Source organism: Singulisphaera chitinilytica (genome assembly GCF_049331405.1).
Classification (GTDB): Bacteria; Planctomycetota; Planctomycetia; order Isosphaerales; family Isosphaeraceae; genus PoT.
On sequence record NZ_CP186274.1, the window covers coordinates 5,136,274 to 5,157,946 of the forward strand.

Genomic DNA, 21,673 nt, shown 5'->3' on the forward strand with positions numbered 1-21,673 from the left:
TTCCGCGAACGCGTCAACAACTATTTCCCTCCTTGTGCGACACACTCCCGTCGCCTTGTGCCGGTCTTCTAGCTACCCCTCCGATATGTGATAATCCGAGGTTGTGGGAATGGCGGCTGATGAGAGAAGGCCTTTTCATCGGACTCGGAACATGCGAGATCAGAAGGAACGCACTCGCCTCGTCGAGCAGGCCCGCCAGCATCTGGAGGCGGCGGGTCGCCCTCGGCTCGTGATGCTCGCGATGCTTTCTGTCACCCTGGGCGTCGGATTCCTCTCCTCCGTCGCGATGCTCCATCTCGGGGTAGCGAGGATGCCGATCCGCTACCCGCTGGCGGTAGGGGTCGCCTATGCGACTTTCCTTGGCATGCTGCGAATGTGGCTCGAGCGGCAGGTAACTGCCGCAATGATCCGGGACGATCCCGAAGGGCTGCTCGTGCCAGGAGTTGCGGCCTTTGGCGCTGCGGCCATCGGTAAGGACCTTGCCGGGAACCTGGCCCCCAGGGACCAGGGCCGGCGCAAAGGATCGGGAGGCGGGGGATTCGGCCACTTCGGCAACATCGGGGGCGGGGGCGACGGCCTGAGTGCATTGGTGATCCTGGTGCTCATCGCGGGTCTTTGCACGCTGATCGTCAGCGTGTACCTTGTTGTGACCTCTCCCCTGCTGCTTGCGGAGCTATTCGTCGATGGGGTGCTCCTCGGCGCGATGTCGCGTGCGATCACCCCCGAATCGGCTCCTCATTGGTCGAGATCGGCCGTGCGTCGGACGTGGCTGTCGGCGATTGTAATGGCCGTGGTCTTCGGCCTGGTGGGGTTCGGCATCGAGCGTATCGCCCCCGGCTCGCATACGTTGGCCGAGGCCTGGGCTGCCGAGAAATCCCATCGATAGGACCGGTTCTCCCGCTACCTTGAATTCGAGTCCACGCAGTCCTACCGCCCCCTCTGCCTCGTCTTCTCGAGGTTCGCCACGTTCACCCGCTCCGGGATGTTCGGCGTGTCCCACGCGATGGTCGCGAGCGTCGTCTCGCCGAGCGGCTTGATCTCCGTCACCTCGCCCCTGGCGTGGCAAATGTCCCCGGCATACTGCCCGGTCGAGCGGAGCCACTGCGCCGAATACCGCACGGTGTCGCCCACCTGGATCTTGCTCGTCCGTCCCGCCCAGCTCAGGCGGCGGCTTCCGGCTGATGCCGCTCCTTGCCTGCCAGTTTCGACAATTCCACGTCGGCCGCGTCCAGGTAGTGCTTGAAGACCGCGAGGATCCGGTTATTCGCCTCCCGCTCTGATGGGTCATCCGCGTTGATCTTGGTCGAATCCAGGAACTCATTCGCCAGGGCGGACCAACTGCCCGCGATCGCGTATGCCGTCCGCCACTGCTCTTCTGCGATCGCCAGGGCGTAGGACTTCGCTTTTTCGAGGATCGCGTCATGGAGCCGGCAACCGCTCTCCTGCAGGTCGTCGCGGCGCGGCCAGAGTGGGGCCGAGATGATGATCTCCAATGCTGCCAGCTTGATGTTGATCTGCTCGATGTCCTCCCTCGCCGTCTCGACCATCGGGTGCCTCCTTGCCTGTTGCCCTATAGGACGTGGGTAACACGCCCCGCATCCCATCGTCAATCTCTTATATAGCTTGCGCAGTCCCCAGCCCCGCGCTACGGTCGCCACGTTGTTTTGCGATCCCGAATCCTCATTGAGGACCACAACGTGGAAGATCGTATTCGTCCGCTGCTCACGCTGGGCAACGGGAAGGTGGGAGAGGCCATACACCTCTGGTCGATCCCCGCGCTCGCAACCTGCCCCGGACGCACTTCGGTATGTTCGCGGGGGTGCTATGCCCGCCAAGGCCGGTTCCTGCTGCCCGCGGTCAAGGAACGGCTCGGCTGGTGCCTCGAGCAATCGAAGCTCGAAGAATTCGCCCCGAGCATGATCGCCGAGATCAAGCGGAGAGGCGCTCTGGTCGTCCGCGTCCATGTGGCCGGCGACTTCTATTCCGCCGAATACGCGGAGAAATGGCTCGCCGTCATGAAGGGCTGCCCGAGGACGCGGTTCTACGGCTACAGCCGGTCGTGGCGCATCCACGATATCGCCCCGGTACTCGAGGAGATGGCACGGCTCCGCTGCTGCCGCCTCTGGTACAGCCTGGATGCCGAGACCGGATTGCCCGATTCGGTGCCGCCCGGCATCCGCCTGGCCTACATGCAGGTGAACGACGACCGCCCCGAGCAGGCCGACCTGGTCTTCCGGGTCCGGCGCCTCAGGAAGGAATCGACCGATGGCATGCCCGTCTGCCCGCAGGAGACCGCGAAGGGCAAGTCGACGACCTGCGGCGGCTGCGGCATCTGCTGGAAGCGATAATGAAAATCCCGCGATCCCCGTGAGGGGACGCGGGTTTTTCTTTGGAGCGAGTCCAATCCGCCCTCGAAATCGCCGGTCAGATCAATTTCGACATTTCTTCTGCCAACCTCCACAGCGCCCGATTCGTCTTGATGTCGGCGTCCACGGCCTTGATCGGCCTGGTCGTCGTCCGGCGGCCGGACCTTGCCGTGCCGGGCACGCCGCCCTGGGTCAAACTTTCCTGCGCGACGTTCAGGGTTTTCCAGAGGTCGCGGGTCCCGTCCGGTGCCGGGCGATCTTCGCTCCTGCGGGGTGCGAGGATCTGGGCGGGCTCGATGGCGGTGGTCGCGTCGCGGACCTCCAGGGCGGCCGAGGCGAAGGCGAGCTGCTGCGGCATGGTCAGCGGCAGGGCCTTCCATTCCTCGATCCGGGCCATGGTCCTGGGCGCATCCTCGACGATGCGGAAGGTGGCGTCGATCACGCGGGAGTCGAAATCCTTCCCGCCGGAGTGCTTGACGCTGATCCCGCCGAAGTCGGCCGAGGCCACGATCAAGCCGTTGGAACATACCAGGCGGAAGATCCCGCTGTTGAAGCGATATGCCGCGGTCCCGTCGTGGCTGTTGGACAGGATCAGCTCGGGCGTCTCGGCCTCCGTCGACTCGAGGTGGGCGGCATGCCTGAGCCTGACCATGTGCCGTGTGAAGTCCCCCTTGCCTTCGATGCGGCTGCGGCTCTGTTTCGCCTTGACCGGGTGGAAGCCCTGGTCGCGGAGCAGGTCGATGACGTGGATGGTGGGGACGAATCGGTAACTCTCGGACATGGCCCGCCAGGGCGTGGCGGCGAAGACGCTGGGTGCGGAGCGGCGGATCTGATCGTTGTCCAGGATGCTGGGCAGGGTCGAGACGGTCATGATGCTGGCTCCCGTTGAGAATCCCATGCTGGCCTTGAGTTAAGCGTGCAACGCGCGCGCGACTCGAAAGGGCGGCGGGGGCGGAAGCACCCATCGGGCGGGTGAAGGGGTCAAGGGAGGAACCCGCGACTGCACACGCGTAACGGAGTGGAGCACGGAAGTCGCGGGGCTCCAGCGGAGCGGCCCTTGACCCCGAGGGCGGCAGCCCTGATGGCGTCAGGGATCGGGAGGGGCCGCAGGCGTCACGGAGTGACCGCAGCCCGCGAGAGCCCGGCCCCGGAGGGGAGATGCCCGAGAAGAGTCCCCGATTGCGCCGAATAAGGCGGCGAAGCGTGGCCATCCCGCTGCGAGATAGATGTAACGACAGCCCCGACATGCGATAATCTCGCCGATCCGGCTCATGGAGTTCCGCGAATCGCCGCCCCCTGGGCAAATTGGCTTCATCACCTGAGGAGCAGGAGTTCCCCCGATCGACGTCGGGCACTTCACCCGGAGATTCAAGGGGATGAGATCGCCTTGTTGATTCGGGACTTCCTCACCGAGCACGTCAAGGAGTGGACCGGATGAGGAGTTTTGCGATGAAATTCAGCAAGGGCGATACCGCCCTGGTCGTGATCGATCCCCAGAACGATGTCCTTAGTACTACAGTTGTATTTGAAAGCCTGGCCCCGTAGGATGTTGCGCACGGAGGCCGAGCTATGCAAGCACAACCTGCGGCCGTGGACATCCGCGGCTGGGCCCGCGAGATGGACTCCATCGGCGGGCGCCTGGCCCGCTTCTTCCCCCGTTCCGAGCCCCGTCGCCGCGCCATCGCGTATCTCCGGGGCTCCTCTCCGACGCCCGGCGCAAGAACGGCTGGCAGCTCGCCGAGGAGGCCGGCGACGAGTCCCCCTATGGCGTCCAGCACCTCCTCGGCCGCGCCGACTGGGACGCCGACCGCGTCCGCGACGACCTGGTCGCCTACGCCCGGGAACATCTGGCCGACCCCCGGGGCGTGCTGATCGTCGACGAGACCGGCTTCCTCAAGAAGGGCACGAAATCCGCGGGCGTGCAGCGGCAGTATTCCGGCACCGCCGGCCGGATCGAGAACTGCCAGATCGGGGTCTTCCTGGCCTTCGCCGGCCGCCGAGGGCAGGCGCTCATCGACCGCGAGTTGTACCTGCCGAAGGAGTGGGCCGACGACCCCGACCGCCGCGAGGCGGCCCACATCCCGCCCGAGGAGGGATTCGCCACCGAGCCGCGGCTGGCCGAGCGGATGCTCGAGCGGGCGCGGCGGGCCGGGGTGGTGGCGGCCTGGGTGACCGGCGACGCGGTCTACGGCGGCGACGTACGCCTCCGTCGGGCGTTGGAGGCGGCCGGCCAGCCGTACGTGCTGGCGGTCAGGAGCGACCTGAGGCTCTACGACGGCCGGACTCGAGATCGGGTCGACGCGATCGCCGACCGGCTGCCGGCCCGCGCGTGGCGCCGGGCGAGCGCCGGGGTCGGGTCGAAGGGGCCGCGGTGGTACGACTGGGCGGCCGAGCCGTTCGGCGAGGTCGACGGCCGGGGTTGGCAGCTCCGGCTGCTGGTCCGCAGGGGCCGCGACCGGCCGGAGGAGCGGGCCTACTACCTGTGCCGCGGGCCGGCGGGCACGCCGAGGGCGGAGCTGGCCCGGGTCGCGGGCTCGAGGTGGGCGGTGGAGGAGTGCTTCGAGCGGGCCAAGGGGGATTGCGGGCTGGCCGACTACGAGGTGCGGTCGTGGCCCGGCTGGCATCGGCATGTGACGCTGTCGATGTTCGCGCTGGCGATGCTGGCGGTGATCCGGTCGCGGTCGTCGGCCCGGCCGTCGCCGCGCGAAAAGGGGGCCCGCGGCTGATCCCGCTGACGGTGCCCGAGGTCAGGATCCTCCTGCTCCGGGTGGTGTGGGGCCGGCTGGAACCGGCCGAGCGTGCGCTGGCGTGGTCGGACTGGCGGAGGGCACACCAGCAGCACGCCAAGGAGTGTCACTACAGGAAACGCGGGGCGCGACCTCCTTGATTAAATACAACTGTAGTATTAGCGAGAGGGGCGTCTCCTGGGGGCTGGTCGGCGAGAGCGTCAAGGAGAATGACACCGTCGAGAACCTCGACCGCCTCTTCAAGGCCGCCAAGGGCGGCGGCTACGAGGTCTTCATCTCTCCCCACTACCTGTATCCTGCCGACCAGGCATGGGGTTTCGGCGGGGCGGCCGAGAGGATGATGCTCGAGGGCAAGGAGTTCTTCCGTCCGGATCCGCTCAGCCTCGAAGGGTTGGACAGCTCCGGGGCCGACTGGCTCGACCGGTACAGGCCCTACATCGAGGACGGCAAGACGGTCGTGGTCAGCCCCCACAAGGTCTGGGGGCCGCAGACCAACGACCTCGTCCTCCAGCTCCGCAAGCGCCGCATCGGCCGGGTCATCCTGTCCGGGATGCTCGCCAATCTCTGCGTCGAGAGCCACCTGCGCGAGCTGATCGAGCAGGGATTCGAGGTCGCCGTGGTCAAGGACGCGACGGCGGGCCCCAGGCATCCCGATCTTGGCGACGGCTACGAGGCGGCCGTCGTCAATTACAACTTCATCGCCAACGCGGTGCTGACCACCGAGGAGGTGGTGGCCGCGATGCTTTAGGCGGGGGCGGCCGCCTGCCCGACGCTATCGACTACTGCGGTATTTTGACGTGCGGGCGTTCGGGGGATGGGGGCGATTAACGCCGGAAGATCGAGCGCCTGACAAGTTGCGGATAGGCCAACCCCGAAGGGGAGATGCCAGGCCTGGATAGAATTCGCTTGCGCTGAACAACGTTTGGAGCTAATTTTTGAGAAACTCCGGGACGAGAGACGGGTATGGATAAGATATCGGACTGTTCACCTAATCGGTTGATTCGGGCATTGTAGTATGAGCGAATCGGATAGCCGTCCTATGACTTCGGACATTAATCGCCTTTTCCGGGAGGTTGATCGCGCCCTCCGCGAATCAGTTCAAGAATCGCCTTCTTGCTCGCAGCAGGGTTTTGATTCCGCGAATCTCGCAAAACCTTCAATGTGCTGTGCACGACAATGCCCGTTGGCGCACTTTTCCATGGCTCATCCATCACGTCATACACGGCGCCCAGCTTTTCTGTCACATCTTCTATCGATATGCATTTCTTATCTAGCAAGATTTCAAATAGTGCGAACGCTAAAGCGAAAACGCCGTCCGTCTTGTACTCCAATGCTTCGAGACGGCGCATGACAAGCGCCAGCGCGTTACTCGGCAGATCATTCATAAGGAATCCCTCTATGACAGTTGATACAGGCGAGCATTTCTCGGGCTATCGCGGCTTTTTCGACACTACAACTGGTGCGCGGCCTGCTCTCACGCCATGGTCTTTAATCTCAGCATCGCATTCATGACACTCGTAGCTCTCCATAGGCGCTATGCCGCCGCCAATCTTTTTTTGCAGGATAGATTTCCTCTGATGTTGGTAGCATGCCTGACATATGTAATGAAACGGTTCGGCAGGCTCGGCCTCCTCTTTCAGAGCATAAGCAAAAACTCCCGAAGCAATCTCGGTAAGCTGATACCTCTCCTTCTCTGCGTCCCATGTTTCAAACTTAGTGACCTCTGCTTCAAGTTCGCGTATACGATCAACCATCGCCGTCTGTGCCGTATGGGCGTCCAAAACGATCTGCTGAAGCTCGATCTTCACGGCGTTGATATTGACCGACTTATCGAGGTGGTTAATGGACTTAATGAGATCAATGGCGTGCTTGAAACCCGTAGCCGCGATCTGGAAAATCTCTGTAGGCATATGGAATCCCCCTATGACAGTTGACGTAAGCAATCACACCATAGGGGGAAACGGGGCGGGTGTCACTGCGCATCCGAAGATTACGTGGAAACACCGCCTTTTGATGTCGAGCTGTACTTTCCGCGACTTGAAGTATGCGAAAGGTTGAGATGTGGCGAGTAGACGGGGGCCGGCCCGAGCGGGACGATGGCGGTTACCACACTTCCTGACACCCCGTAAGGAGCCGGCCCCCATGACATCCTCGCATCCGACGCCCGCCCCATGCCAGTGGTTCGCGCGCCTCGCCGGCGTCCTCGACCGACGCTCCGCACCCAGGCTCGCGCTCCTGCTCCTCGGCTCCGTCCTGGCGCGGGGACGGCGCACCGTCACCGCCTGGATCCGCGCCGCAGGCCTCGGCGACGAGTTCCGACCCTGTTACACCGCCGTCGCCGCCGCCGGCAACAGGGCGGACGATATCGCCGCGCGGCTCGCCATGGCCGCGGTCCGCCCGCTGCTGGCCTCGTCGCCGAGGCTCACGCTCGCCCTGGACGACACACCCACCCGGCGGCACGGCCCGCGCGTCCAGGGGGCCGGCATCCATCACAACCCCACGCCCGGACCGGCCGGATCGCGCTACCTCTACGGCCACGTCTTCGTCGTCCTCGGCCTCCTGGCCGCCCACCCGGCACGGGGCGTCGCGGCCCTGCCGCTGCTGGCACGCCTCTACGTCCGCAAGAAAGACCTGCCCGCCATCGACCCGAGGCACCGGCCCGAGTTCCGCACCAAGCTGCAGATGGCCGTCGAGCTGCTGACCTGGGCCGAGTCCCGGCTCGGGCTCCTGCGCAAGCCCATGTGGGTGGTCGCCGACGGGGCCTATGCCAAGGCGGCCTTGCTCAAGCCGGCGAAGGCCCTGGGCATGATGGTCGTGAGTCGGCTCCGCAGGGACGCGGCCCTGCGCAGCCTGCCCGGGCCGAAGCCGCCGGGGCGGCGCGGCCCGGATGCGATCGACCTGGCCAAGCGGGCCGGCCAGCGTCGCGGGTGGTCGACCGACACCTTCGAGTTGTACGGGGAGAAGGCGGTCAAGCGTTACAAGACGTTCACGGCGACCTGGCGCCCGGCCGGCGGGGCGATCCGGGTGGTGTTGGTGGACGAGCCGAAGGGCTGGCGTGCGTACTTCTGCACCGACTGCGAGGCGAGCGTGGCCGAGATCCTGGGGATGGTGGCCGATCGGTTCAGCCTGGAGATCACCTTCCGGGACTGCAAGCAGGTCGTGGGGGCGGGGCAGCAGCAGGTGCGGCTCATCCGGACCAGCCTCGGCGCGTTCCACGTCTGCCTGTGGACGTTCACCCTGACCGAGGCGTGGCCCTGGGGCCGGGAGGACGGTGAGTTGGTGGACCGGTCGGCCTCGCCGTGGGACAGCCCGTCGCGTCGCCCGAACCACGCGGACTAGCGGCGGGCGTGGCGTGGTGCGATGCTTAGTACTACAGTTGTAACTAATCCGGCGGTTGCGCGTCGCGTCTCTTGTAGTGGCAGCGCCTCGCGAACGCCTGATGGGCCCGCCGCCACTCCGACCAATCGAGCACCTCTCCGGCCTCCGGCAGGCGTGACCACAGCAGGCGGACCAGCAGCCGGCGGGCCTCCGGCACCGTCACCGCGATCAGCTCCGGCCCGGCCTCCGACTTTTTTTCGCCGGCCCATCGGCCAGCTTCCGCACCGCCGACAGGACGGCGTGGGCCAGCAGCGCCAGCGTGACGTGGCGGTGCCAGCCCGTCCAGCTCCGCACCTCGTAATCGGCCAGCCCGGCCTCTTGCTTCGCCGCCTCGAACGCCCCCTCCACCGACCAACGCGAACCGGCCGTCCTGGCCAGCCGCGTCAGCGTCGTGCGGGCCGGCCCGGCCCGGCCGCGATGTAGTACGCCAGCTCCCCCCGATCATCCAGGCCCTTGCGGACCAGCAGCCAGCGCCGCCAACCCGGCCCGAGGTCGTGATCGATCTCCACCCACGCCCAGGCATAACGCCGCGGCCCCTTGCTCCCCGTCGCGATCGCGATCTTGTGCCAGGACCGCGCCGGTAGGGCCCCGGCCAGGGCGGCGACCTTCTCCTGCCCGGAGCCGACCCAGACGCCCTGGTTGGAGCGGACCGCGAGCACATAGGGCCGCCGCCGGCCCTCCAGCCAACGCCGCAGCTCCCAGGAGCCATAGACCTCGTCGCCGGTGACCCACGCCGCCGGCACCCCGGCGGCGAACGCCCGCTCGAGCATCGACATGGCCAGCCGGATCTTGGTGGCGAAGGCCGTCCCCTCGGGGATGCCCGCCGCCTCGCAACGCTTCGGGTCGGCGGTCCACTCCTCGGGCAGGTACAGGGAGCGGTCGAGGAACGCGGTGCCGTGGCGGGAGGCGTAGGCGAGGAAGACGCCGACCTGGGCGTTCTCGACCCGGCCGGCGGTGCCGGTGTACTGCCGGGCCACGCCCGCCGACTTGGTCCCCTTCTTGAGGGACCCGGTCTCGTCGAGGATCAGCACGGCCTCGGGATCGCCGAGGTGCTCGACTGCGTAGGCCCGGAGGTCGTCGCGGACGGCGTCGGGGTCCCAGTCGGCGCGGCCCATGAGGTACTGGACGCCGTAGGGGTCGGCATCGCCGATGCGCTCGGCGACCTGCCAGGCGTTCTTCCGCCGGACGGGGCCGAGGAGGCCTACGAGGTAGGCCCGGACGCGGTCGCGGGTCTCGCTGCGGGGGAAGCGGCCCCCGATCCGGCGGGCGACCTCGTCGAGCTGCTGCCCCCACTCCCGGACGTCCTCAAGTCCTACTGCGGAGCCGGTACTGGCCATGGTGAGCCTCCCTGGGGATTCCCATGGCCAGCCTATCAACCTTTTTCCTTAGTTACAACTGTAGTATTAGCGAGGAAATCCGCGAGTCTCTACGCCCGGGTGGCACCGACGAGGACATTCAAGCCGTCGCCACCAGGCTGCTCAACCTGGCAGCATGACATAGACGTCCACACGGAAAGTACAGTCTCAATCTGACCTGCGGCCATTTTCTGCAGGAAGATCGGATAACAAATCGCCCCGGAACACGAGAAGACTTCGTAAGTCACTCAAGTTAAGGTCGTTTTGGAAAAGCACGTCTTCCTATCGATTGCACGCGTGCATTTATTTGGTCTTTATCGGATTTTTCCAAAACAAACATGCCAAAATATGTCACACAGAAGAACATCATGAAAATCCAGCCAGACACTCTGATTGAATTGCTGGGCACTATAGACAGGAGAAACATTGTAAACATTAGAAAAATTGGATTCCAAACACTTCTACAGGATCTACCAGCCCTAGGTAGCGTGCGATTCGCTAAAATTGACAGCAGTACAAAATCAAATGTCGCTCGAGCAACCCATGCGACAGCTGCCCCCGCCAGGCCAAAACTCTTGAGCGCCAGAATGAGTACTAGGACGTAAATTGGAAGCTCAAACAAGTGTACCTTTGCTGTCCGATCAGCCATTTCCTTAGCTTGGAGCAGATTATAGGACGGGCGCGCCATCGAGTTGACGAATAGCCCTATGGCCAAGAGACTGAGAATTAGCGAGCTTTGCCGTTCAAATTCAGGACCAAGCCAAACGCGGAGAAACAAAGGGCTAATTGCGACAATAGATCCCGATATTAAATACATACATATACATAGAAATTTTAATGAAGACCGGTACAGCCGCTCCAGCTCGTCGCTCTTGCCCGCATGATGCTTAGACATTGCCGGAAAGACGACACCAAAAATTGCCTCTGGGATAAATGTCAGGCGAGACACGAAATCGTAAGGTGTCGTATAATACGCGACAACATTCATGCCACATAATGCGGACACAAAAAATCTGTCCATGTAAACCATAATTGGAGACACCAGATTTGAAACAGTCATCGAACCACCAAATTTCAAAATATCGCTTAAGTCTGCATTAATATTGTTGTTTTTATATCATCGTTTTGAATACTCTAAGACGGTTCTTTTCATCAAGAAATAGCAAACAGCATACCTCCCAACTACAAGAGTAAATACAACCACATATAATTTTGTATTTGCAATAAAAACGATTAATGGACTCAGGAAAGTCCATGCTCCCAATACAATGCGTCCAATTGCAACGGTTTCGAACTTGCCGACCGCCTCTAGAATGCCACGGAAACCGCTAAACATCACCACGGCGGGAATGCTTATGCTCAATACATACATTGTAACCATTGCCTCATGTATAAAATCATCCTGGATCTTCAAAACATGTTTTAAAAAATAAGGCGACGCCAGGAACAGGATTACACCGCCCACCAGAGATAGGATTACCATGGAGCGCATGGTTTTGACGGTAAGGGGATAGATTTGATCAACTCGGCCACTCCCTAAACAGGACGATATGGCCTGGGTGAGGGCTCGCCCCAAGCCAAGGTCAAAAATACTGAAGTAACCTATAATGACCCACGCAACTGAAAGAAATCCAAACCGAAGGGTTCCCAAGACAGAAATTATTCGAGGCACACACAACAGACCAAGAACCAGAGGAACTCCAAATCCAAGTAAATTCAACACAACATTTGTCAAGGTTGATCTCTGCGACATTTCCAAGATCTCCAATGAAGAAGAAGCGAGCCACCAAACCGAGGAAGAAGGGAACAACTAAAATAAAACCACTATCTATAATTGCATATATCTTTTATGTTTAAATTTTCACAATTAAATTCAAACTCCGTAATGGGCTTCTCAGGATGCGAGTTTCGACGTGCCTAATCCTCGCGTGGCTTTCTTAACGAGTGGGCGGCGTGCCATGTCTCGCTTCAGAGTGAGGCCTTAGCCAAGCAAGACTCTTGAACGAGGCCCAGATGAACGCAAAAATCGTATCTGCATCTGGCTTGAAACAACGCAGAAGATGTCTTCGCGAAGGTAGGAGCGTCGAACGCGGGTGATCTTGGTGCCGCTGTGGCTCGAGGATCATTGATCACGGACCGCTGTTCCAAAGGTGCGGATCAATGTTGCGGGCGCCGAGCATAGCGAGAATTTCGCCCAGTGTCACACAGTTACTATTCCAAAACCCATGTGTCGGCTCAAGTTTAACAGATTGAAACACAAGCTCTATACCAGCGATCTGACAGTTCACCCGTTCCTCATGGCAAAGTTGGGACGACTGAACTTCAAGCGTAATAGCTGACAAGTGCTCGACGGCCCTCCGTTCCTCGACTTCTAGGGCTTTAAATGCCGGGCATTTCTCCATCTTGCTTACAGGTGTAATTATTATCGTAAATATTAATTGCCAAGATGTGGCTGTTCGTCACGATACATAGCGGGACGGAGAGATCCATGGAGGACCTGCTGCGATAACCGCTCGATGAACAATACGGTCAGCCCTCGGAGGTATGCGGCAGCGGATGGCCCCTCACGGGTTGACCGGCTCGCGATGTGGAATCTTGAAGGCGGCGACAAAGAAGACAGCGGACTTAAGAATGCATGCCGCCATCCAATACCCACCATCCTAACCGTTTACCTGAAAAACGGCTAGTTGGTGGGGTTCATCGAGTATCGGACTGCAAGGGATCTGTCCAGGCTTTAGGGATAGATCAAGTATAGCGATCGGAGAATTTACTCCAAGCTGCTGAGCAGGTACTTGCCGTATGTGCTCTTCCCGAGCGCGGCGGCGACGTCCTTGAGCTGGGCGGCGTCGATGAACCCCTGGCGGTAGGCGATCTCCTCGGGGCAGGCGATCTTGAACCCTTGCCGCTTCTCGAGGGTCCGCACGAACTCGGCCGCCTCGAGCAGGCTGTCGGGCGTGCCGGTGTCGAGCCAGGCGAAGCCGCGGCCCATGACCTCGACGGAGAGCTCGCCGCGTTCGAGATAGTGACGATTGACGTCGGTGATCTCCAACTCGCCCCGCGGCGAGGGCTTCATGTTGGCGGCGATGTCGACGACCTTTTCGTCATAGAAGTAGAGCCCGGTCACGGCCCAGCTCGACTTCGGCTTCTCCGGCTTCTCCTCGATGGAGAGGGCCTTCATCGACTTGTCGAACGCGACGACGCCGTAGCGCTCGGGGTCGGTGACGTGATAGGCGAAGACCGATGCCCCCGTCTTGCGGGAAGTGGCCCGTTCCAGGAGTTCGGACAGGCCGTGCCCGTAGAAGATGTTGTCGCCGAGGATCAGGCACGACGGCCCGCCCGCGACGAAGTCGGCGCCGATGATGTAGGCCTGGGCGAGGCCGCCCGGATCGGGCTGGACCCGGTAGCTGAGCGAGAGGCCCCACCGCGAGCCGTCGCCGAGCAGGCGCTCGAAGTTGGGCAGGTCTTGCGGCGTCGAGATGATCAGGATCTCCCGGATGCCGGCGAGCATGAGCACCGACAGCGGGTAATAGATCATCGGCTTGTCATAGATCGGCATCAACTGCTTCGACGTCACGAGCGTCATCGGGTGGAGACGCGTGCCGGCACCCCCGGCGAGGATGATACCCTTCATAGCCTCACAACCTCATCAAAAATGCAACACATGTTAGCCAGTAGGTTGGCCGGTGAGCCGATCGAGGACGACCTCGAGGGACGAACGCCAATCCTTCAGCGTCACATGGTGGATCTTCGCAATCTTCGATGATTCGAGTCGCGACTGCTTGGGCCGCCTGGCGGGCGTCGGGTAGTCGGCGGTGCCGATCCGGTTCACGACGGGGCGCTTGCCGCCTCGCGCCTCGGATCCGGCGAAGATGGCCTCGGCGAAGTCGGCCCAGGATGCGTCGGGGCCGCCGGCTCCCATGTGGAACACCCCCGCGAGGCACTCGTCGCCGGGATTGTCGACGAGGTTGCGAGCCACAGTCAGGATACCATCGGCGATGTCGAGCGCCGAGGTTGGGGCTCCGATTTGGTCGGCGACGACGCCGAGCTGGTCGCGGCTCTCGGCCAGGCGAAGCATCGTCTTCACGAAGTTCGCGCCGAAGGGGGAGAACACCCAGGCGACGCGCAAGACGGCGGCCCGGGCCCCCGATGCGAGCACGGCCTCTTCGCCGGCCAGCTTCGAGGCACCGTAGACGCCGAGCGGGGCCACCGGATCGGTCTCCACCCAGGGCGAGGACTTCTCGCCATCGAACACATAGTCCGTGGAGATGTGGACGATCGGGATGCCGAGCTCGGCCGCAGCCTTGGCGATGGCCCCGGCCCCTTCGGCATTCACCGCGAAGGCCAGGTCACGCTCGCTCTCGGCCTTGTCGACCGCCGTGTAAGCGGCGGCCGAGACGACGGCATCGACCTTGGCCGCGGCAAGCGCCTCGGCCGCCCCGGCGGGGGCGGTGAGGTCGAATTCCGGCCGGCCGATGGGCACGACCTCGACCCCGACGAGGGGCCTCGCTCGACGAGCGCACTGACGACCTGGCCGGACTTGCCGGTGACGGCGATACGCATGGTCATTTCACCGTCTCGAGCACGCCGAGGCGTTCGCCCGAATACACCTTGTCACGCAGGGGCCGCCACCAGGCCTCGTTGGCGAGATACCAGGCGACCGTCTTCTCGATCCCGGTGTCGAAGTTCTCCTGGGCCTTCCAGCCCAGCTCAGTCTCGAGCTTCGTCGCGTCGATCGCATAGCGGGCATCGTGGCCGGGGCGGTCGGTGACGTAGGTGATGAGGTCGCTGTGCGGGTGGCTCTTCGGGGCCAGCCTATCGAGGATCGAGCAGACCGAGCGGACCACGTCGATGTTCTTGCGCTCGTTGCGACCGCCGACGTTGTATGTCTCGCCGAGCCGGCCCTTGCTGGCGATCAGGTGCAGCGCCCGCGCGTGGTCGTCGACGTAGAGCCAGTCGCGGATGTTCGAGCCGTCGCCGTAGACCGGCAGGGGCTTGCCGTGCAGGGCATTCAGGATGATGAGAGGGATCAGCTTTTCGGGGAAGTGATAGGGGCCGTAGTTGTTCGAGCAGTTGGACACGACCGTCGGCAGCCCGTAGGTGCGACCCCAGGCGATGGCCAGGTGGTCGGAAGCAGCCTTGGAGGCCGAGTATGGCGACGAGGGGTCGTATGGGGTCTTCTCGGTGAAGAGGCCCGTCGCGCCCAGCGAGCCGTAGACCTCGTCGGTCGAGACATGCAGGAAGCGGAACGCATCCTTGGCATCGCCCGAGAGGCCATTCCAGTAGGCCCGGGCGGCCTGCAGCAGCGTGAAGGTGCCGATGACGTTCGTGTTGACGAAGTCCGCCGCCCCGGTGATGGAGCGATCGACGTGGCTCTCGGCCGCGAGGTGGTAGATGCGTTCGGGCTTGAAGCTGGAGAAGGCCTCGGTGACGGCGGCCTCGTCGCAGATGTCGGCGCGGAGGAACTGATGGTTCGGCTTACCCTCGACCGGGGCGAGATTGGCGAGATAGCCGGCGTAAGTGAGCTTGTCGAGGGTCAGGACCTCGGCGCCCTCCTCGAGTACCAGGTACCTTACCAGGGCGGAGCCGATGAAACCCGCGCCGCCCGTGACAATGATGCGCATCACAGATCCCCAGATAAGGGTTAAGCTGCCAAATCAGAATTTGTACGATCGAACATACAAATTAAGCAAACACCTGGCCGAGACTGGCCAGCAACGGCTGCCCCATATCCTTGGGTGAAAGCAAGGCGCTCGACTCCTCGACCGGCCACTCGATCGCCAGCTCCGGGTCATTCCAGCGGAGGCCGCGGTCATGCTCCGGGCTATAATAGTCGGTCACCATGTAGGAAAGCTCGCAATCGTCCTCGAGCGTGCAGAAGCCGTGGGCAAAGCCGACAGGGATCCAGAGCTGGCGGCCATTCTTGGCGGTTAGCTCGACGGCCACGTGCTGCCCGAAGGTCGACGAGGCCTTGCGCAGGTCGACCGCGACGTCCAGGACACGTCCCCGCGTGCACTGCACCAGCTTACCCTGGGCCCGCGGCTCCAACTGGTAGTGCAGTCCACGGACCGTCCCCTTCGGCCTGGAGAGGGATCGGTTGTGCTGCACGAACTTCACGTCGGCCATCTTCGACCGGAAGAAGTCCTCTCGAAAGACTTCGGAGAACCACCCGCGATCATCTTCATGTCGCTTCGGCTTGATCAGGACCAGGTCGGGGATTTCGATTTGTATGAGATGCATTCTAGAAGCCTCGGAATACTGAAGTCCGGCAATGACAAACACAATGGGAATGACTTCAACTCGTACATCACAGGTTGTTCAGATGATCGGAAATAACACGATATAAATCAAGATCCAGACAATTCCGAACTGTCGGGAAATCCAAATTCCATAGCCCAGCACCATAGCAGTGGACAGGAGATAAGCAGTTCAAGGGGGGGGGGGAGATAACGATAACGTTTCCGGACGGGGAAGCCTGAAGACCGTATACTCGCCCAGTACTCTCTACATGAAAAATCCAAATTCCATAGCCCAGCACCATAGCAGTGGACAGGAGATAAGCAGTTCAAGGGGAGGGAGACAACGATAACGTTTCCGGACGGGGAAGCCTGAAGACCGTATGATCGTTCACAACCAAAAAACCCCGGCCATCCACAAGCCATATCCCGCCTAGAACTTAAGAATCCTCCAAGAGATCAGTTAACAGCGATCACACTTTTTGTATTGACAAGGGTAGGCAATATCCATTTAGATCATTCTGTTCGATGTGGAATTGGACCTAACACAATCCTCGCAGCCGGACGTGCTCACATGATGTTCTTTTGATTCACACCTCTCGCGGTCTAGGCATCCCTAGGTCCCGGATGTATCGACAGCAGGCCAACCGTCTGAATGGCTGAGGCCGCGTCGATATTTGATCACGCAGAACCCTCTCGGAATACTCCAAGCTCAACTCAAGAGCCATCAAGATCAAGGGCGATTCCTACTTTTGTAGGATGCGGATTCGACCGTCCGCGACGCAGCATCAGCACGGTGAAGTGCTGAGTCCAACAAACGGCCAGGCCCGATCTTCAGCAAATGAACCTACCGGAACGATAATCCGATCGCAGACATGAGAGCGCCGATACCAAATCCAGGAATAAGAGTCGACGGATTTTGAAAGAAAATCCATTCAATCACGACGTCGCATTCGTGACAGTCAAGTCGTGGTGAAAACGGCCAGAATAAAAACTACTGAACAAATTGTGTAGAAATAGATATCCATGCACAAAAATCATTCACCAGTAGTCATACCGAATTCTTCGGAAAAATCGCTCGCCTGCGGTATTCTATGCTATGGGGATCGTTCTACCCATTTCCCGCGAGTAATCTCCTCGGCACTAGCGGTCGGGGCGAAGCGTATCATCATTCACTGCAACGCGTGCTCCGAATCATACTTGAATGAAATTGCGAACACTGCACAAAACGTTACCATGGAGATAATCAGCTCAGAGAGGAATCTAGGATCCGCAGGTGGATATTCCGCAATTCTTACGCAATTCTTAAATGGAACAGAATCTCACATAATGTTACTTGACGATGATAATGTTGTAAAGGTGGGGACAACCGGTCCAGCTGTTGCACTTCTCGATTTGATCGACGGCCCGACTGCTGTCTATAGGCCCGATAGAAAATACATGCGGGATGCAATTCAACAAGGAATCCTAAGGCAAAATCCGCCAGTAGGATCCGTCCTTGGATTCGACTTTCTATATACATTTAAACGCGCAGTGGGGAGAGGCGATGACAAGATTAAACACGAGGGCGAAATTTACTTGAGTGAAGCTCCTTACAGCGGACTAATACTTCCCCGAGAAGTTGTCAAGAACAATGAGCTACCATTAGAAAGCTTCTTCCTCTATGCAGATGACAGCGAGTACACACAAAGAATCGGTCGAAACTACAAGGGGATCAAGCTTCTGCCCTCTCTTAGCCTCGAAGAGCCCGACACATCATGGAATGTGGGGAAAGGACGCAATGCTTTCATTCTAAAGACGATCAAGGGATCGAATTCAACAACACTGTATTATAGCATTCGGAATCGGATTTATCTTGATCTTAAGAAACTCAACAACAGTCAAGGGTGGACAAGGAACTTAAAACGGCTTCGCTTCCAAGCCAACCTAGCCTTCGTCCGGCTATTGTTCACGTGCGTATGTCGAGGCACGAAACGATTCGTTTTGAAGAGTGCTATTGAGGACGGACTTTCGGGAAAACTCGGGAAACGTGAACTCATATGAAGCTGAACATTCTCGCCTTCCCTTACCGGGATTGGTATTTCCACACCCAATTTGGGTCTGCTGTACGCGATCTCCAGATAATTGACGCGTTGCTGGAATGCGGAGCCGTGAAAAAAATTACGTTAGTCAATCGGCCTGTATCTATTTACGAAAGATTGACAACCAAACGTAATCCGCCACATACAACAAATCCAAAACTCGTAGTACTTGATGCCACGAGCTATGACCTGATGGGTCCATTGCGTGGTCGAAAATGGTTCGAAAACTGTTATTACAAGTACTCACATTTAAACCTTTACGATACGGAATGCGTTAACCTCATCCTCGACTTTCTCCCGATAGGGGGTATGACTTACGAAGCTATCCGGCACGACCTTGTATGGTACGATTGCATTGACAATTTCACCAAGCACAATCGATTCGACACGCTCGAACGAGACCTTGTGCGCAAAAAATATCGCTATGTAGACTCCGCTGCAAAATTGATAACGGGCGTTTCACCCGGAGTAGTTGCGGAGTTCGAAAGAGCGGTAGTAGTCCCAAACGCGGCTGGCTATAAACCTCGTATCAACGAAATCGCCGTAGCAAATGACGATGCGTTCGATTTTGGTTACATAGGATTCTTAACCGACAAGTTCGACCTCGACCTTATCGAGCTGCTGGCGCGAAACGGTTACCGAATATCCGTATTCGGCAAAAGTTTCGATTCCAAAATTACCAATAGAATTCGCAACCTGCCTAACGTTCAATACAACGGAGCATTCAATCATAGTGATATTCCAAGGATCGTGAAGACATTCTATGTTGGTCTCTTGCCGTATCATCAATGCAAATCTCACGATGAATCGCCTCTCAAATTGTATCAGTATCTTATACATGGGAAACCAACACTTACGTCCATCAATTACGAACTACAAGGAGAGGGTATTGCTTGCTATGATGGGACATCGCAAAGAGGCATACTCGAACTCGCGAAGCGTTTAAGAGATTGTGCGAATTCGCTGAACTTTCGACAGCGAATGGTACAATCGCTGCAGCCAGACCATTTTTGGGAAACGAAGCTTTCTCAGATTCTTGCCCGCATTAGGACTCTTAACGTATGACTCAACGCGCTTTTGCCTCTCCGCAAACCGCCACATTCACCGGTCCATTGGTAAGTTGCCGTGTTGCCGAGCTAATTTTCCCCATCGTTTATGTTCTCATCCTTTATAAAGATTTTATCCGCATCGTTTCCTATCAGATGAATCTTCCGGTGTCTGCAAATGTTGTTGTGCTCTTGGTGGCGTCCGTATCCACTTTTGCGAGCGCGTTCCATATTTATCGATACAAGGGCATTGAGTGCATTGCATCGCTTTGTTTCTTCCTGATGTTCAACAGCGCCGTAACAATTGCCAGATTATTGAGTGATAATTTGTACACTATTAACCAAATCGTTGGTGTCCATTTCTCTCAATGCGGCATTCCACTATTTGTAATGGTAACTGCATCCGCACATGATTATAATCTTTTGCTCCTGAGAAAACCACTGTTCCGACTGGCAATCCTGCTATGCATAGCTTTTGGCATCTTTCAATATGTACTCTATCTATTTGCTCCCGATCCAGGGCGATTGCGCCATCCTGGGTAATATGTGATAACTGGAGCATGGCGGATCGCGACGGCCCGGGCAAGAGCCCGGGGCGCGAGACGCCCATGCTCGACGGGCATCCATCATGGCTCGGGCCAAGTCCGCTCAGATCCAGCGACACTTCTCCGAGCTCACCGAACCGCGCCGAGGCCGGGTCATCTACCCGCTCGTCAACATCGTCGCCATCGCCGTCTGCGCCGTCATCGCGGGAGCCGACGACTTCGTCTCCATCGCCGCCTGGGCACGGCACAAGCGCGACTGGCTCGCCAGGTTCCTCGACCTCGACAGCGGCATCCCCTCGCACGACCGCTTCAACGCCGTCCTCGCCGCCATCAGGCCCGCCGAGTTCGAGAAGTGCCTGCTGAATTGGATCACGGCCCTCCACGAGATCACCGCCGGCCAGGTCGTCGCCATCGACGGCAAGGCGCTCCGGCGCAGCTTCGACAAGGGCACGGGCAAGTCGGCCATCCACATGGTCAGCGCCTGGGCCACGGCCAACCACGTCAGCCTGGGCCAGGTGGTCACCGACGCCAAGAGCAACGAGATCACGGCGATCCCCGTCCTCCTGCAGATGCTGGAGATCTCCGGGGCCCTGGTGACGATCGACGCGATGGGCTGCCAGACGGAGATCGCAGGCGCCATCGTGGCCGGCGGGGCCGACTACGTGCTGGCGGTGAAGGGGAACCAGCCGACGCTGCACGCGGCGATCGAGGAGTTCTTCCTGAAGCACGTGGAGGACGGCTTCGCGAAGGTGGCGGCGGGCGAGCACGAGTCGAGCGAGAAGGGTCACGGGCGGAAGGAGACGAGGACGTACCTGATCTGCGACGCCCCGGAGGCCCTGGCCGACCGTGGCCGCTGGCCGGGGCTGAGGCGGATCGGCGTGGCGATCGGCGAGGGGACGCGTGGCGGCAAGCCCAGCGGCGACGTGCGCTATTACATCACGAGCCGCGACCTTGACGCGAAGGGGTTCGCTGCGGCGGTGCGGGGCCATTGGTCGATCGAGAACAGCTGCCATTGGTCGCTGGACGTGACGTTCGGCGAGGACCAGAGCCGTCTGCGGCGAGGCCACGCGGACGCGAACTTCAGCGCGTTGCGTCGGACGGCGTTGAGCCTACTGAAGAACAACAAGTCGGAGAAGATCGGATTGAAGGGCAAGAGATTGATAGCGGCGACGAGCGATGCTTATCTCGAGCAAGTGCTATTCTCGAAGTAACTTATGGTGCAATCGCCCTGGCTCCCGATCAAATTATCGATTATTCGCTAGGACTTCACAATGCTGGTTTAATTGCATATCCAATTCAGGCAAGCGAGGAAAGCAACGAGCTTAGAATTTATGGACCGTTCTATTCGGCATTTTCCTATGCCTTAGTTCTGATTTGGTGCATCGGAGTAGGATTCGGTACGAAAAGGTTCATTAAATTCGCAATCATTTCAATATGCACCCTATTGCTTGTTTTGACGTATAATCGTAATGCGATTCTGACAGGATTCGTCACTATTGCCGGACTTACGTTTATACGGCTTGCTCCTTCTCTACGCTTCGCGTTCATGCGATTTTCAGTAATTATTGTTGGTACGGCCAGTCTTCTATTCCCCATTTTCATAACGCAGTTTGGTATTGAATCCGACAATTCGAATGAATACACCAAAACCTCGACACTTGTCAGCCGAGTTGACACTTGGAAAGAGATTTTGACTGACGTTCCTGCTTTGACCGTCGGCAAGGGATTCGTTCAAGGTCTTGACCCTGACACAGATCGGTTGATGGTTGACAACTTTGTTTTATCAGGCACGCTCCAAAATGGGCTCATACTATCCCTTGTGATGACGTCGTGCTTCTATCTGAGTCTATTCGCATTTTCTGGCGTCCCGGATTCTCATCGTTTTGAACAAAGCCTAGTTGCAATGACGATTTTCGCGTCGA

19 protein-coding genes and 3 pseudogenes are annotated in these 21,673 nt (G+C 59.5%); 10 read left to right on the forward strand and 12 right to left on the reverse strand.

Annotation, left to right across the window (positions count from 1 at the left end):
- The first annotated feature begins 151 nt into the window (after positions 1-151).
- A complete protein-coding gene (locus ACOYYX_RS20440; protein WP_422923199.1) occupies positions 152-886 on the forward strand; it encodes a hypothetical protein in 735 nt (244 codons plus the stop codon).
- A gap of 41 nt (positions 887-927) precedes the next feature.
- Here ACOYYX_RS20440 and ACOYYX_RS20445 read toward each other — a convergent pair whose 3' ends face one another.
- The gene (locus ACOYYX_RS20445) at positions 928-1,131 is read right to left on the reverse strand and encodes a hypothetical protein (protein ID WP_422923201.1); all 204 of its coding nucleotides are present in this window, start codon (positions 1,129-1,131) and stop codon (positions 928-930) included.
- Positions 1,132-1,160: 29 nt separating this feature from the next.
- Positions 1,161-1,547: a hypothetical protein gene (locus ACOYYX_RS20450; RefSeq protein ID WP_422923203.1), complete on the reverse strand. Its 387-nt coding sequence runs from the start codon at positions 1,545-1,547 to the stop codon at positions 1,161-1,163.
- Positions 1,548-1,697: 150 nt separating this feature from the next.
- Here ACOYYX_RS20450 and ACOYYX_RS20455 point away from each other — a divergent pair, with 150 nt between their 5' ends.
- Entirely contained in the window at positions 1,698-2,348 is a 651-nt protein-coding gene (locus ACOYYX_RS20455; RefSeq protein ID WP_422923204.1) for a GP88 family protein, read from the forward strand.
- A 76-nt stretch (positions 2,349-2,424) separates the two neighbouring features.
- On the opposite strand, the gene ACOYYX_RS20460 is transcribed toward ACOYYX_RS20455, so the two are convergent.
- Entirely contained in the window at positions 2,425-3,237 is an 813-nt protein-coding gene (locus ACOYYX_RS20460; RefSeq protein WP_422923206.1) for a DUF932 domain-containing protein, read from the reverse strand.
- A 698-nt stretch (positions 3,238-3,935) separates the two neighbouring features.
- On the opposite strand from ACOYYX_RS20460, the pseudogene ACOYYX_RS20465 reads away from it, so the two are divergent.
- From ACOYYX_RS20465 to ACOYYX_RS20475, 3 genes and pseudogenes are all read left to right on the forward strand, one after another.
- A pseudogene (locus tag ACOYYX_RS20465) lies at positions 3,936-5,092 on the forward strand (IS701 family transposase).
- Positions 5,093-5,103: 11 nt separating this feature from the next.
- Positions 5,104-5,253, forward strand: coding sequence for a hypothetical protein (locus ACOYYX_RS20470; RefSeq protein WP_422923208.1), 150 nt, complete (start codon positions 5,104-5,106; stop codon positions 5,251-5,253).
- A complete protein-coding gene (locus tag ACOYYX_RS20475; protein ID WP_422923210.1) occupies positions 5,250-5,861 on the forward strand; it encodes an isochorismatase family protein in 612 nt (203 codons plus the stop codon). The genes ACOYYX_RS20470 and ACOYYX_RS20475 overlap by 4 nt, the downstream gene beginning before the upstream one ends.
- Positions 5,862-6,165: 304 nt before the next feature.
- On the opposite strand, the gene ACOYYX_RS20480 is transcribed toward ACOYYX_RS20475, so the two are convergent.
- Positions 6,166-6,498: a hypothetical protein gene (locus tag ACOYYX_RS20480; protein ID WP_422923212.1), complete on the reverse strand. Its 333-nt coding sequence runs from the start codon at positions 6,496-6,498 to the stop codon at positions 6,166-6,168.
- A gap of 45 nt (positions 6,499-6,543) precedes the next feature.
- The gene (locus ACOYYX_RS20485) at positions 6,544-7,023 is read right to left on the reverse strand and encodes a hypothetical protein (protein WP_422923214.1); all 480 of its coding nucleotides are present in this window, start codon (positions 7,021-7,023) and stop codon (positions 6,544-6,546) included.
- 232 nt (positions 7,024-7,255) lie between these two features.
- Between ACOYYX_RS20485 and ACOYYX_RS20490 the strand changes: the two are divergent.
- A pseudogene (locus ACOYYX_RS20490) lies at positions 7,256-8,449 on the forward strand (IS701 family transposase); the annotation flags it as partial.
- A gap of 210 nt (positions 8,450-8,659) precedes the next feature.
- Here the strand turns inward: ACOYYX_RS20490 and ACOYYX_RS20495 are convergent.
- The 7 genes and pseudogenes from ACOYYX_RS20495 to rfbC form a co-directional block, all read right to left on the reverse strand.
- A pseudogene (locus ACOYYX_RS20495) lies at positions 8,660-9,828 on the reverse strand (IS701 family transposase).
- Positions 9,829-10,099: 271 nt separating this feature from the next.
- Complete coding sequence (locus ACOYYX_RS20500; protein ID WP_422923216.1) at positions 10,100-10,906, reverse strand: polysaccharide biosynthesis C-terminal domain-containing protein; 807 nt, start codon at positions 10,904-10,906, stop codon at positions 10,100-10,102.
- Positions 10,907-10,963: 57 nt separating this feature from the next.
- Positions 10,964-11,599 carry an MATE family efflux transporter gene (locus ACOYYX_RS20505; RefSeq protein ID WP_422923218.1) on the reverse strand — a complete coding sequence of 212 codons (636 nt, stop codon included), beginning with the start codon at positions 11,597-11,599 and terminating at the stop codon, positions 10,964-10,966.
- Positions 11,600-12,613: 1,014 nt separating this feature from the next.
- A complete protein-coding gene (gene rfbA / locus ACOYYX_RS20510; protein WP_422923219.1) occupies positions 12,614-13,477 on the reverse strand; it encodes a glucose-1-phosphate thymidylyltransferase RfbA in 864 nt (287 codons plus the stop codon).
- 33 nt (positions 13,478-13,510) lie between these two features.
- A complete protein-coding gene (gene rfbD / locus ACOYYX_RS20515) occupies positions 13,511-14,326 on the reverse strand; it encodes a dTDP-4-dehydrorhamnose reductase (RefSeq protein WP_422923221.1) in 816 nt (271 codons plus the stop codon).
- A gap of 82 nt (positions 14,327-14,408) precedes the next feature.
- On the reverse strand, positions 14,409-15,467 hold the full coding sequence (gene rfbB, locus ACOYYX_RS20520) for a dTDP-glucose 4,6-dehydratase (protein WP_422923223.1): 1,059 nt from the start codon (positions 15,465-15,467) through the stop codon (positions 14,409-14,411).
- 61 nt (positions 15,468-15,528) lie between these two features.
- Positions 15,529-16,083, reverse strand: a complete 555-nt coding sequence (gene rfbC / locus ACOYYX_RS20525; RefSeq protein ID WP_422923225.1) for a dTDP-4-dehydrorhamnose 3,5-epimerase — start codon at positions 16,081-16,083, stop codon at positions 15,529-15,531.
- A 1,232-nt stretch (positions 16,084-17,315) separates the two neighbouring features.
- On the opposite strand from rfbC, the gene ACOYYX_RS20530 reads away from it, so the two are divergent.
- The 4 genes from ACOYYX_RS20530 (at position 17,316) to ACOYYX_RS20545 (ending at position 20,962) form a co-directional block, all read left to right on the forward strand.
- The gene (locus ACOYYX_RS20530; RefSeq protein ID WP_422923227.1) at positions 17,316-18,122 is read left to right on the forward strand and encodes a hypothetical protein; all 807 of its coding nucleotides are present in this window, start codon (positions 17,316-17,318) and stop codon (positions 18,120-18,122) included.
- Positions 18,119-19,225 carry a hypothetical protein gene (locus ACOYYX_RS20535; RefSeq protein WP_422923228.1) on the forward strand — a complete coding sequence of 369 codons (1,107 nt, stop codon included), beginning with the start codon at positions 18,119-18,121 and terminating at the stop codon, positions 19,223-19,225. The genes ACOYYX_RS20530 and ACOYYX_RS20535 overlap by 4 nt, the downstream gene beginning before the upstream one ends.
- Positions 19,222-19,749 (forward strand): hypothetical protein, encoded by a 528-nt coding sequence (locus ACOYYX_RS20540; protein ID WP_422923230.1) that lies wholly within the window; start codon positions 19,222-19,224, stop codon positions 19,747-19,749. Before ACOYYX_RS20535 ends, ACOYYX_RS20540 begins: the two co-directional genes overlap by 4 nt.
- Positions 19,750-19,834: 85 nt before the next feature.
- Complete coding sequence (locus tag ACOYYX_RS20545; protein ID WP_422923232.1) at positions 19,835-20,962, forward strand: ISAs1 family transposase; 1,128 nt, start codon at positions 19,835-19,837, stop codon at positions 20,960-20,962.
- The last annotated feature ends 711 nt before the right edge of the window (positions 20,963-21,673 follow it).

Bases quoted from the DNA above. Each gene is read 5' to 3' on its own strand.
- ACOYYX_RS20500 (WP_422923216.1), bottom strand. From the start codon at position 10,906: ATGACTGTTTCAAATCTGGTGTCTCCAATTATGGTTTACATGGACAGA.
- ACOYYX_RS20480 (WP_422923212.1), bottom strand. From the start codon at position 6,498: ATGAATGATCTGCCGAGTAACGCGCTGGCGCTTGTCATGCGCCGTCTC.
- ACOYYX_RS20540 (WP_422923230.1), top strand. From the start codon at position 19,222: ATGACTCAACGCGCTTTTGCCTCTCCGCAAACCGCCACATTCACCGGT.
- ACOYYX_RS20485 (WP_422923214.1), bottom strand. From the start codon at position 7,023: ATGCCTACAGAGATTTTCCAGATCGCGGCTACGGGTTTCAAGCACGCC.
- ACOYYX_RS20505 (WP_422923218.1), bottom strand. From the start codon at position 11,599: ATGTCGCAGAGATCAACCTTGACAAATGTTGTGTTGAATTTACTTGGA.
- rfbC (WP_422923225.1), bottom strand. From the start codon at position 16,083: ATGCATCTCATACAAATCGAAATCCCCGACCTGGTCCTGATCAAGCCG.
- rfbB (WP_422923223.1), bottom strand. From the start codon at position 15,467: ATGCGCATCATTGTCACGGGCGGCGCGGGTTTCATCGGCTCCGCCCTG.
- ACOYYX_RS20535 (WP_422923228.1), top strand. From the start codon at position 18,119: ATGAAGCTGAACATTCTCGCCTTCCCTTACCGGGATTGGTATTTCCAC.
- ACOYYX_RS20450 (WP_422923203.1), bottom strand. From the start codon at position 1,547: ATGGTCGAGACGGCGAGGGAGGACATCGAGCAGATCAACATCAAGCTG.
- rfbA (WP_422923219.1), bottom strand. From the start codon at position 13,477: ATGAAGGGTATCATCCTCGCCGGGGGTGCCGGCACGCGTCTCCACCCG.
- ACOYYX_RS20440 (WP_422923199.1), top strand. From the start codon at position 152: ATGCGAGATCAGAAGGAACGCACTCGCCTCGTCGAGCAGGCCCGCCAG.
- ACOYYX_RS20545 (WP_422923232.1), top strand. From the start codon at position 19,835: ATGGCTCGGGCCAAGTCCGCTCAGATCCAGCGACACTTCTCCGAGCTC.
- ACOYYX_RS20530 (WP_422923227.1), top strand. From the start codon at position 17,316: ATGGAGATAATCAGCTCAGAGAGGAATCTAGGATCCGCAGGTGGATAT.
- ACOYYX_RS20460 (WP_422923206.1), bottom strand. From the start codon at position 3,237: ATGACCGTCTCGACCCTGCCCAGCATCCTGGACAACGATCAGATCCGC.